Here is a 12,351-nt window from a genome sequence, read left to right on the forward strand (position 1 = left end):
CACATAAAAAAACTGGATTTTTTCTTGAAAAGAATTTAAATTATTTTTCTGTCTCAACCGAACGATAAAGCGTTTAGCAACTAAAAAGTAATGTAAGGGGTAATTTTTTCAATAATCTGAGGCGTAAGAATAGCCACTTTTCTCAAATCACTCAATCCAGCATAGTTGCCATGCTGTTTGCGGTATTGAATAATTGCATTAATTTGTTTGTAGGATAGATAGGGTGATGACTTTAATGCACTAAAGTCAGCGGTATTGATATTAAGCGTCTTAACTGACGATGCATTTATCGTTATCTGGTCTTTTATTTCTGCATACTTTACCGAATCTAAGCCATAAACTTCCAGAAGTTGTTCCTTTTTGTAGAAACCACCTAAACGCTCCCGATATTTTAAAATCCTGGTTGCGAAAGCCGGCCCAATGCCTTTTATCTGGTCCAAACCGGCAGAATCGGCTTGGTTAAGCTCAACGACAACAAGCGCCTTTTTAACATACTCTTTTTTCTCGTATTGAAAATTTTTCCCTGCAAATGATGGCTCTTTATTTTCTATTTCTACATATGGCAAAAGCTTCTTATACATCGCGGGCGAAATGGTGTACATCTTTTGCAAATCTTCTGCTCTGTAAAACTTACCTCCTTTGTTTCTATAATTTACGATAGACTGCGCTTGCTTTGTCGATAAACCAAGTGTTTGCCACTCTTCCGAACTGATTTTATTGGGATCGAATTTAAATAACCTTGAGCTGGTCTTAATCCCTGCATTTTCGATTCTATCGCGGGTGTAGTACGAACTTTCCTCGTCGGTAATTGTTATTTTTTTAATTGCTGCCGATAAAGCCGGCCCATCTTCATCAACAGGCTTATAATAATTGTACGCTAAGGGAGAAATTTTTAAGAGGAGAATAATTGCAGTTAAGAACACTAAGCCGTTGAATTCGCCTTTGCTGAAACCAAAATGTTTGTTAAGCCAAATTCTCATAATATGATATGACGTGTGTATTATAAATATAAATCTTATTTTTGGGATTGCAAAACACGTTACTGTTACGCAATATCAACAAGCTAAAATTTTTTTATGAAGATTATTACTACCTCAGAGTTTGCGAAGGCGACGAAGATAGATAAGTTAGGCGTTCCCGGTTTGGCAGGTTTGATGATGGAAATCATGAAACTGAACGATATTAACGACGTTTTCTCTCAGAACCAGCACTTTAAAGGCTTAGAATTCGTTGATAAAATACTGGAAACCATTGGTGTTTCAATTGATTTTGATGAAGATGAACTAAACAGTATCCCTAAAACCGGACCATTTATTGCGATTGCAAATCATCCATACGGAGGCGTAGAAGGCTTGGCGCTCGTTAAACTTTTGTGCACGGTTCGCCCGGATGCGAAGGTCATGGTTAACTTCATTTTGAAAAAGATTCCAAACTTAGATGAATTTTTCGTGGCGGTTAACCCCTTCGAAAACGTACAGCATTCATCAAGCATTAGCGGCTTAAAAACAACTTTCGATCTTTTAAGAAACGGTACGCCGATAGGAATTTTTCCCGCTGGTGAAGTTTCGACGTTTAAATTGGATGCACAACAGGTTACCGATAGAATGTGGCACCCGGTTGTGGGCAAATTAATAGCGAAAGCAAAGGTACCGGTGGTACCCATCTACTTTCACGGCAATAATGGTGTTTTCTTCAACATTTTAAGTTTCATCCATCCAACGCTTAGGACCGCAAAGTTACCATCCGAGTTTCTGAACAAGCATGGCCGCACCATTCGTGTAAGGATAGGAAAAGCTATCGGACTTGATGAAATTTCTCACATGAACAAAACCAATAAGTTAATGGACTTTTTAAGAGCCCGTACTTATGCATTAGGTGTTGGTTTAGACACAGAAAAGAAACTTTTTAATCCACTCAAACTCTTTAAGATTAAAAAGAAACCGGTAGAGGTTATCGAAGAAACATCGAGGGTTTTGATAAAAGAGGAAGTGACAACGCTGGACGATTTTAAAGTGTGGACGGAAAAGAACTATGAGGTTTACATCGTGCCAACGCTAAAAATTCCAAATATTTTAAGAGAAATTGGCCGTTTACGTGAAATTACTTTTAGAGAGGTTGGTGAGGGTACAAATAAAAAAATAGACTTAGATAATTACGATATTTATTATAACCACCTTTTTATCTGGGATAAAGAACTTGAAAATATTGTTGGCGCTTATCGCATTGGCAAAGGCGACGAAATTTTGGAAAGCATGGGTCGCAGAGGTTTCTATCTTTCAGAGCTGTTTAAAATGAAAGACCAGTTTTACCCTATGTTACGGCAAGGTATCGAGCTGGGACGCTCCTGGATAAGGAAAGAGTACCAGGGTAAACCGCTTCCACTTTTCTTGCTTTGGAAAGGGATTTTAAAATACCTTATCGATAATCCTCAATACCGCTACATGTTTGGTCCGGTGAGTATTAGCAATAGTTTTTCTAAATTTAGTAAGGCACTTATTGTCGATTACATCACCAAAAATCATTTCGATTATGAGATGGCCAAATATGTAAAACCAAGAAACAAATTTAAGGCAGATTTATTGCCGATTTCGACCGATACTTTGGTTGATAGCAGCGATTCTTTTAAAGACTTAGATAGCATAATTGGCGACATCGAAAACTCACACATCAAAGTTCCTGTGCTTTTGCGCCAGTACATGAACCTGAACGCAAAAATCATTTCATTTAACATCGACCCAAAATTTTCTGATTGTTTAGATGGTTTTCTGGTTGTAGATACACATAATATTCCGCCAGAAATGATAGAAAAATTAGGCAAGAACCTTTAGATTATAAAATAGAAAAACCCGGATATCCATCCGGGTTTTTTCTTATCAACTAACCTAAACTTTTTTATAAATACTAACCAAGTAATTTATAATGCAAATATGAGGTTACATCATTAGCTAAATATTAAGGGAATGTTATAAAATCGAAAGTCCCGGAAAGAAATTAGATCCATAACTACTGCCCAAAAAAGGAAATGCAGGCCTATCAACTCCTGCAAATCCATTCACTCATTCGTTCGGTTATATTTACGGTAAAAGTTGCGGTATGGTTTCTTTCGATTGATACTAAGCGCTGACCCATAACATTTTAGAATTTCAGATTACCTGCGTGTTAACCGATTTAACTTTTTTAACATAAAGAAATTGTTGTTTTAATATTAATTTTAAGTAAATTTAATATTACCAAATATTTCAAGTTGAAAAGCAGCACCAATAAATTTTCTTTAATTTTAGTGTTAAGCATTTGCTTCGTACTGGTTTTTTGTGAAACGAAGGCTGCTAACTACTCCGTCGACTTTTACAACGGGACGTTTAACTTTTCAGCAGATTCATCAATTATTGTCGCTACACCCTTAAACGCAACTTCTGAAACGGTAAATAGTTTTTACAACACCATCAACGCCGGAAACTATGCCGGTTTAACTACCGCTTTAACAGCTTATAGAGAAAAGTATAAACTGAACGACTGGATCTATTACCAGCTTATTCGAAAAACTGCTGAATTGTTAAGTCCGAAGTTGAAAAATTATAGCCAATACACCTTATACAAATGGTTTCTGTTAAACAAGTGTGGCTATGATGCCCGTTTAGCAGTTGGAAATGGGCAAATTATATTTTATGTAAAAAACGGTGAAGACATCAGTGACATTCCGTTTTTTATGGTAGATGATAATAAATATATGTGCCTTAATTACCATGATTATGGCAAACTTTTTCAACAATCGGGTGCGTATAAACCGGTGAGGATTGCAATACCAGAGGGCGTAAATTCATTTTCATATAAAGTTACCCGAATGCCCGATTTTAAGCCGGAAACCTATTCTGAAAAGGATGTAGATTTCAGCTACAAGCATCAAACCTATCATTTCAAGTTAAAAGTTAACGATGCAGTTCAGGCAATTTTTGCTAATTATCCTGGGGTAGATTTCGAATCATATTTTAACATTCCACTCAGTCGGGAAACTTACAGTTCCTTAATTCCGATATTGAAGAACAATGTAAAAAAGCTGGATCAAAAAAAGGGTGTAGACTATTTAATGCGTTTCACCAGATATGCTTTTTTGTATGAGAATGACCAGGATAACTTCGGAAGGGAAAAACGTTTATCGCCAGAGCAAACATTATTAACTAAATATAGCGATTGCGATGACAGGGCCGCATTATTTTTCTACCTGGTAAAAGAGATTTATAACCTGCCAATGGTGGCACTTTTATATCCAACACACCTAAGTATGGCAGTTCAATTTGATAAACCGGTTAAAGGCGATTACTTAATTTATCAGGGCAAAAAGTATGTTTTCTGCGAACCGACACCACAATTGCAGGATTTGAAGGTTGGAGAAATAGCCACAAAACTAAAGGATGTTGAGTATAAGATTGTCTACAACTACAACCCGTCTAAATAAATTTAATATTAAATTAATGTTAAGCTAACGTTATAAAATCAACAACAAGCCCGCATTGGTATTTTTTAGGCTATTTTTATCGTTCAAAAAAAACATTCCTATGCAGCCTGTAATTTATACCGTTTTGAAAGAGTACTTCACAGAAATACATGCTCACCCAATAAAGGCCCGGATTATGTCGCCAGTAAACAAGGAAGAAGTTTTTGTGTTTCAAACAAGCTTATTCTATAAAAATTACAACAGCAGCGACCCATACGAACCATCAGCGTCATTTACGTCTTTCGCGACGGCAGAACGGCATTTGCTTCAGTACCTTGAAGAATTTCAAAGCGCTTTAGATATGGGCGGAAGCATTGCAAAGGGCTCGGGCATATAAATGATCTATCGATTTAAGTTCTTGGCCGTCTAAAAACACGCTTGATTTATCCTTGAAGCATTTTTTATCGGGTTATGCAGTTTTTTAGAAAATTAGCTGTTTGTTAAGGCTTTAAATTATACTTAACATAATCATAATATTAACTTAACATCACGATATTTTATCTTTGAGGAAATCCTGATTGTTAAATGAAAAAGAATAAATCTAAGTCGAAAAATCACTCGGCGAGTAAAAAACTGCGTAAAGAATTAGAATTGAGGCTAGCAACTGCAATTAGCGAAATTGTTAATCAATTTGGAAAAGCAAAAAAACCCGAAAAAGTTATTGAGAAATTTGCGAAACAACTTTCCAAAAAAATCAGTATCGCCCCGGCAGAAGATTCAATAGCTTCATTTATTAAAGAAGAGCAGGTTGCTCCACTCGTAATTAAAGAAAAAGCGGTAAAACCGGTAGCCGTTAAAGTATCCGCGTCGAAAGCGAAAAAAGAGGTTTCAGAGTAAAATAAAACAAAAAGCCGGAGCATAATTAAATGCTCCGGCTTTATTATGTTATGAAGTTGTTATTTTATTTAACTGCTCCTGGCGTAGTATACGCTAAGCTTTGAGCATCTACTTCTGCCCAACCCGAAGCCCAGTTTTCAGCACCAAATGCACCTTTGTAAGCTACCGGAGTAAAGAAAGAACCAGAAACTTTAGCATTTGTAAAAGCAGCTCCTGTTGCAGCAGGCGACCCATTTAACAAAGTGAAATTAGCCGTACCCAATGTAGCACCAGCACCGAAATCACTATAGTATAAATATGGGTTTGTGTATATCGCTGATGCAAAAGAGGTTTGAGCGAAAATGTTGTCAGCACGTAATTTAGCTTCGATTGCTACGGCCGCCGCTGCATTGCTAACACTAACTTCAGTGCCTTTTGTACCATAAATCAGGTTATTTGCGATAACCATATTTCCACTTGTAAAGTTTGCTGATGTAGAATTAGCTGTTACAACCTTAGTATCATCAATATATAAGCCAATTGGGAAACCAGCAATAACCGAATTTAAGATACTGATTGAAGAGTTACGACGAATTTGCGCACCATGGAAAAAGTTTGCGTTGAATGCACCACCAGCAGCCTTAATCGGACCAAGTACGGTTACGTTAGAGAAAACAGCAGACGTTTTTGGCGTTTGGTCAGTTCCTGTTCCATTGTTATCAGATTCAAAACCGTTAGATTGAGATTGATCCGCAACAGTAGAAACACGCTGCGCTAAAGCAAACTGAACATTACCTGCATAACCGAAATCTGTATCGAAATCGTCATCCCATGTTCCGATAGCCAATAAGTGTTTCGCGTTAACTGTACCACCAAACCATTCGAAAGCATCATCGCCAGAGCGGTAAACCTGGATATAATCAAGTGTAGTACCGTTACCAACGCCACCCATTGTTAAACCATTAATCTCGTTATCAACTGAATAAGCAATACCAGCATATTCAATACGAACATATTTCATCGTTCCTGAGTTATCTGCTGCATCAGTACCACCATAGTAAATGTATAATTTCTCGTCTTTTCCTGTTGGCTGAACTAATCCACCTTCAATTTTAACGTCAGTACCTTGGTTAACCGGTGCTTTACCTAACAAGATAACGCCACCCCAATCACCCTGGCTACGGGCGCCTGAGGCCAAAGCCGAAGTGAAAACAATCGGTTTGTCTACCGTACCTGTTGCATTAATTTTCGCACCGCGGGTTACAATTAAAGTACCTTTTGTTGCCTTGTCGCCTTTTATAATTGTGCCTGGCTCAATTGTTAAAGTTGCGCCGTTGCTTACAAAAACAAATCCTTTTAATAAATAAATCTTACTTGCAGACCATGTTGTGTTAGCCGAAATCTCGCCGGTTACTTCAACCACACCAGTTGCCGTACCACCTGGAGTTTCTGTAGAAGGACCTTCCACAATTACATTTTTTTTACACGACGTTGAAAATAAAACTACTGATAAAGCGAGTAGTATAAATTGGTTTTTCATTTTTTTTGCTTTAATATTTTTTTACAAATAGAAATTTTTAATTTTTATTCAGGATTAATATCCTGTTACCATATTGTTAATCACTAAAAAGTATAGTTAAAAGAGAGTGATATGTTAGTGCCAGACTTGTATGATGAGAAGGTTTCATCTCCGCCGTTGCCAACGCTGCCGTTGTATTTTTTATCACCATTGTAATCAAAGTAAATTATGCTTCTTTGGTTAAGGATATCTCCGGCGTTTAGTTTAAACTCGCCTTTCGATTTTAACACTTTGTAACTTACCTGAAGGTCGATTACATCTCTCGGATTTTCCCAGGTGCTTGGAAAGTTGATACCACTTGCCTGTACAATTCTTCTACCTATTTTATTGTAAAGGATATTGAAATTAAGCTTATTATCTAAAGCACTGTGCTGTAAACCAGCATTGATAACATATGGCGACTGGCCAACCATTGGGCGGGTTTTATCGATATAGTTTTGATCTGTAGGGTTAGTAACCTTTGATTTTATTAGCGACAGGTTAACATAAGCAATTGTATTCTTGAACAAATTACTTTCGCCAATAAAGTTTAAGTTCTTCCTGCCTTCAAACTCTAAACCATAAGTATAAGCTTTAGGGGTATTAAAAAACGAAACATCAGGCGTTGATAAAACATCGTAACGGTATGATTCGATCGCGTTTGTAAAATGTTTGTAGAATGCTGAAACAGAGAACAACTGACCTGCTTCCGGATAAATCTCATACCTGATGTCGGCATTATCGATTAATGAGCGTTTCAGGTTTGGGTTACCGGTTATGTTACCCAATAATTCGTAATCGTAGTAAGATGAAAGCGATAATTCCCTAAATTCTGGTCTTGCTAAAGTACGGTAATACGATGCACGCAAGTTTGCTTTTTTAGTTAAACTGTAGGTTAAGTTAACGGAAGGCAAAACGTCAACCTGCGAATCATCAACATATGTTTTGCTAATGCTCATCACTTTTACGTTGTAACTTTCTACCCTCGCACCATACACCGCTCTGAAATTTTCTCCAAATTTCTGATCCAACATTAAGTAACCGTAATTCGTAAACGAGTTTGCTTTGTAACTATCCAGTTCGCCACCAACCTCTGCAAGTCTGTAAGCACCAGAATCAAACAACGACTGAGAAAAAATCTGATCAACAGGTAAGCTTCTGATTTGTGTTTGCAAGGCAGGGTTATTGGTAATCAATTCAGCACCGATGAAGCGGGCAGTAAAATTACGGTCGCGGTATTGCGAACCTAAGCCAACTTTGAAAGTACTCGAAGCATCAAATAATTTAAATGGAGTACTGTAATTAACATCGCCGGCATAAATGTTTTCATTTAAATCTGAAAACAACCTCGTATTGTCTTTTCCTAACGAAGTAATGTTAGCTTGGTACAAAACACTTGGATCATTCTGAGCCGCTAATGGTTTTGTATAATTAATTTTTAACTGATTGGGCTGGTTGTTGCTAATGTTGCTGTAAGATGCAGTCCATTTTAACTTATTATTTCCTTCCCCAATCTGATGATCTCCTTCTAAAGTTGTTTTAAAAAGCGACTTCTGCATAATATCGAAAGCATAAAAACGGTTTAATGAATTACCATCCTTTATACCCGTTCTTTCTGCATAGGTATCATCATAGTTTCTGTTATAAATATTCTTAAAGCTAATTTTGTTCTTTCCGAACGAATAGGCAAAGTTTGCCAAACCACCTAAGTTTGTTGAAAACTTATATTGATTATCGAGATAGTTATACACGTAGAAATTACGTTCAACATCCTGATTTATGGTTTGTGCGTTTCTGTAAGTTGCAGATATTAACGCACCGAAAGTATTACCACTTTCGAAATGCTTTACACGCCCTAAACTTAGCTGGTAATTTTGCGTTGGCAGGGCCGACCTGTTTTTAACACTCAAATCATTCGGTAAAGATTCTAATGCAGCAATGCTTTTAGAGTTTGTTAATGTTCCCTTAGCCACCTGCTCGCTGCTCGGAAAGTTTTCTGCCAATTGTTTCGAGCCATCCTCAAAACCCAAATAATTCTGGGCATTTTTCTTGGTTGCTAAAAAATCTTTAAAAGTAGATTGGCTATTGTATCCGTAGCCGACACCAAAAGAAAGAAAGTTCTGATCGGGAATATCTTTGGTAACTATCTGAACCGCTCCACCTGCAAAATCCGCCGGAAGATCAGGCGTTGCAGTTTTGCTGATGGTAATTTTGTCAACAAGATTAGAAGGTACAATATCGAAAGAGAATGCTTTTTTGTTTGCTTCTGTACTTGGCAAAGTCGAATTATCAAGCGTGGCAGTGTTGTAGCGGTCACTCAATCCACGAACAATTACGAATTTATTGTCTTGAATAGTTGCTCCACTAACACGTTTTAACACATCAGAAGTATTTCTATCTGGCGACTTTTTAATCTGCTCGCTCGAAATTCCGTCAGAAATTAACGCACTGTTTTTTTGTTGTGCATATAATGTATTGATAGACTCTTGTTTAAAACTGGCTTTTACAACAACTTCACCAAGATTTTGCCCGCTGGCCTCGCTAAGGGTTACGCTAAGGTTGGTAACCGCGGGAGCTTTAACTTCGATGTCTGAGATTTCTTTGGTTTGATAACCGATGTAAGAAAATTCCAGAACATATTTGCCATTGGCCATGGCCTGAAGCGTGTATTTTCCATCAACATCTGTCGAAACACCTTTTGTAGTACCTTTAATTTTTACGGTAACACCGATTAATGTTTCACCTGTTTTATTGTCTGATACAACGCCGGAAATTTTACCGGTTTGGGCGTAAGCAGCTGCGCTTAAAAAGAAAACCAGCATTGCTAATGCTGTGCTTTTAAAAAGTTTGAGTAAGTTCAATTTGCCTGTATTTAATTTTAGGCAAAGCTATTACCACAATGTTAGCTCTATGTTAGATGTTAATTAAGCTTTGTTTAGCTAAAGGTTAATTTAATGTTACCGGCTTTTGATTTAGTATTTAATACCCGCCTTTTTGCAGATGAAGTGCAATAACCATATCGGTCCAATTAACAAAAACTTAATATCGTCTAAAAATGATGGTTTTTTCCCCTCAATTTTATGCCCGATAAACTGGCCAATCCAGGAAACTACAAAGATGATAAGACAAATTACCCAAACCGCGGGGCCACCCGTTTTTTGCCACTGTTCCAGCGATACAATTCCCCAACTCATTATAACGATGAGCAGTAACATCATGTAAGAGAGCACAGGCGACAAACGGTAGTAGTAATACACAGAGAAAGCAATTAAAAAAGATGCCCAGTTTACAAAGCCGTTATATTTCCCTAAAAAAGCGATATGTGGAAACGGAATTGACCAGACGAGGCCCAGCAAGCTGAAAATAATCAGCGGCACACAAATCCAATGGATAACTTCGTTTGTTTCATTATTATGGCTTTCCTGATATTTATCGAAATAAACATCTACAGGCCGTTTAATTTCAACTTTGTGGGTTTGCTTGCTCATTATGTAAAAATAAAAAAAATACTGATGTCTTCGATTTATTTTTAGCCACAGGCAAGCGGCAGCTAATTTCAATTTTTAAATGAGCTAAATAAAAAGTGACGTTACTGTTTCTAAGCGCCAAAAAATAGAAAATAAAAAAAGCGACGACCTCAGTCATCGCTTTTATCTATATCCTCTTTGAACTGCTGTAACCGTTCAGTTTACTACATCAGCAATTACTTAGCAAATGCAACAGAACGCGTTTCGCGTATTACCGTAACTTTAATCTGACCAGGGTAAGTCATTTCCGTTTGAATGCGTGTCGAAATATCCGCAGCAAGCAACTCTGCCTGGGCATCGGTAATTCTTTCACTTTCCACAATTACCCTTAGCTCTCTTCCTGCCTGTATTGCGAAGGTTTTTTCTACGCCCGGATATGATAGGGCAAGTTCTTCTAAATCTTTGAGACGCTTAATGTAGCTTTCTACAACCTCTCTACGCGCACCCGGACGAGCGCCCGAAATCGCATCGCAGGCCTGCACAATTGGCGAAATCATCGATGTCATTTCGATTTCATCGTGGTGGGCACCAATTGCGTTACAAATTTCAGGATGTTCCTTATATTTTTCTGCAAGTTGCATACCTAAAATCGCGTGTGGCAATTCAGGGTTATCATCAGGTACCTTACCTATATCATGTAACAAACCTGCCCGTTTAGCCATCTTCGCGTTTAAGCCAAGCTCTGCAGCCATTGTAGCACAAAAATTTGCAACCTCACGAGAGTGGTGTAAAAGATTTTGTCCGTAAGATGAACGGTAACGCATACGGCCAACCATTCTAATTAACTCCGGATGCAAACCGTGGATACCTAAATCAATCACGGTACGCTCACCAATTTCTACAATCTCGTCTTCAATTTGTTTCTTGGTTTTGGCAACAATTTCCTCAATACGAGCCGGGTGGATTCGGCCATCGGTTACCAAACGGTGTAAAGCTAAACGGGCAATTTCCCTTCTTACCGGGTCAAAACCTGATAATATGATCGCTTCCGGAGTATCATCAACAATAATTTCGATACCTGTTGCCGCCTCAAGTGCACGAATATTACGGCCTTCTCGACCGATAACACGGCCTTTAATCTCATCACTTTCAATATGAAAAATCGAAACCGAGTTTTCGATTGCAGCTTCGGTTGCTGTACGCTGAATGGTTTGGATAACCACTTTCTTCGCTTCCTTGCTGGCTGTCAGCTTTGCCTCATCAACAATGTCTTTAACCTGCATCATCGCCTGGGTGCGGGCTTCTTGTTTTAGATTTTCTACCAATTGCTCTTTGGCTTCTTCTGCAGAAAGGCCGGCAATGGTTTCCAGCTGCTTTAAGTGCTGGTGCTTTAAAACCTCAACCTCTTCCTGCTTTTTAACAGCAAGATCCGTTTGCTTTTCTAAATGAATTTTTTGTTTATCAAGTTCCGCTTCCTTTTTGTTAAAGTTTTCCATACGCTGATTAACAGATTGTTCTTTCTGTTTCATGGTATTCTCGCGTTGGTTGATGGTATTATTTTTAGCATTTACCTCTTGCTCATGCTCGGCTTTAAGTTGCAGAAACTTTTCCTTTGCTTCTAAAAGTTTATTCTTTTTTAAGATTTCCGCGTTGTTTTCTGCGTCTTTTAAAATCTTTTTAACCTTGTTTTGTGCAGCAACTTCCTGCTGTTTAAGCAAGTTGCGCAGTAGGAACCTGCCTACTACTATGCCGATACCTAAGCCTGCTATAAGGGCAAATATGTATCCTAGAATCTCCGTTATTTCCATTTTGTTTTTTAAGTAAAAAAAAACCGCAACTAATTTTTTTAAAGTCTCATCATTTTAAACCTCAACTAAGCATAATTGGGATTTAAGCCATTTTCAGGTGCCATAGCAGATGAAATACGCCCTCTTAACCCCATAGATATTGAAGTGTTAAGTTTTATAAAATTGAAACTCAAAAAACTAGCCGCGGCTATGCTTTTATGCTAATTATAA

9 protein-coding genes are annotated in these 12,351 nt (G+C 37.7%); 4 read left to right on the plus strand and 5 right to left on the minus strand.

Annotated features, from left to right (window positions below; all coding sequences use genetic code 11):
• Positions 1–80: 80 nt before the first annotated feature.
• Positions 81–980 carry a ComEA family DNA-binding protein gene (locus tag ASG14_RS12015; protein ID WP_056871298.1) on the minus strand — a complete coding sequence of 300 codons (900 nt, stop codon included), beginning with the start codon at positions 978–980 and terminating at the stop codon, positions 81–83.
• A 96-nt stretch (positions 981–1,076) separates the two neighbouring features.
• On the opposite strand from ASG14_RS12015, the gene ASG14_RS12020 reads away from it, so the two are divergent.
• The 4 genes from ASG14_RS12020 to ASG14_RS12035 all read left to right on the plus strand — a co-directional run bounded on the left by ASG14_RS12020 (position 1,077) and on the right by ASG14_RS12035 (position 5,329).
• Positions 1,077–2,828 carry a lysophospholipid acyltransferase family protein gene (locus ASG14_RS12020; protein ID WP_056871299.1) on the plus strand — a complete coding sequence of 584 codons (1,752 nt, stop codon included), beginning with the start codon at positions 1,077–1,079 and terminating at the stop codon, positions 2,826–2,828.
• A gap of 416 nt (positions 2,829–3,244) precedes the next feature.
• On the plus strand, positions 3,245–4,453 hold the full coding sequence (locus tag ASG14_RS12025) for a hypothetical protein (RefSeq protein ID WP_369817227.1): 1,209 nt from the start codon (positions 3,245–3,247) through the stop codon (positions 4,451–4,453).
• Positions 4,454–4,553: 100 nt separating this feature from the next.
• Positions 4,554–4,829, plus strand: a complete 276-nt coding sequence (locus ASG14_RS12030; protein ID WP_056871300.1) for a hypothetical protein — start codon at positions 4,554–4,556, stop codon at positions 4,827–4,829.
• A 188-nt stretch (positions 4,830–5,017) separates the two neighbouring features.
• Positions 5,018–5,329 carry a hypothetical protein gene (locus ASG14_RS12035; protein WP_056871301.1) on the plus strand — a complete coding sequence of 104 codons (312 nt, stop codon included), beginning with the start codon at positions 5,018–5,020 and terminating at the stop codon, positions 5,327–5,329.
• Between the two features lie 64 nt (positions 5,330–5,393).
• Here ASG14_RS12035 and ASG14_RS12040 read toward each other — a convergent pair whose 3' ends face one another.
• From ASG14_RS12040 to rny, 4 genes are all read right to left on the minus strand, one after another.
• On the minus strand, positions 5,394–6,848 hold the full coding sequence (locus ASG14_RS12040; protein WP_056871302.1) for a hypothetical protein: 1,455 nt from the start codon (positions 6,846–6,848) through the stop codon (positions 5,394–5,396).
• An 83-nt stretch (positions 6,849–6,931) separates the two neighbouring features.
• Positions 6,932–9,727 carry a TonB-dependent receptor gene (locus ASG14_RS12045; protein WP_235528576.1) on the minus strand — a complete coding sequence of 932 codons (2,796 nt, stop codon included), beginning with the start codon at positions 9,725–9,727 and terminating at the stop codon, positions 6,932–6,934.
• Positions 9,728–9,838: 111 nt separating this feature from the next.
• Positions 9,839–10,354 carry a DUF962 domain-containing protein gene (locus tag ASG14_RS12050; RefSeq protein WP_056871303.1) on the minus strand — a complete coding sequence of 172 codons (516 nt, stop codon included), beginning with the start codon at positions 10,352–10,354 and terminating at the stop codon, positions 9,839–9,841.
• 215 nt (positions 10,355–10,569) lie between these two features.
• Positions 10,570–12,141, minus strand: coding sequence for a ribonuclease Y (rny, locus tag ASG14_RS12055; RefSeq protein ID WP_056871304.1), 1,572 nt, complete (start codon positions 12,139–12,141; stop codon positions 10,570–10,572).
• Positions 12,142–12,351: the final 210 nt, after the last annotated feature.

Origin of the sequence: Pedobacter sp. Leaf194, from assembly GCF_001423945.1 — a bacterium.
GTDB lineage: Bacteria > Bacteroidota > Bacteroidia > Sphingobacteriales > Sphingobacteriaceae > Pedobacter.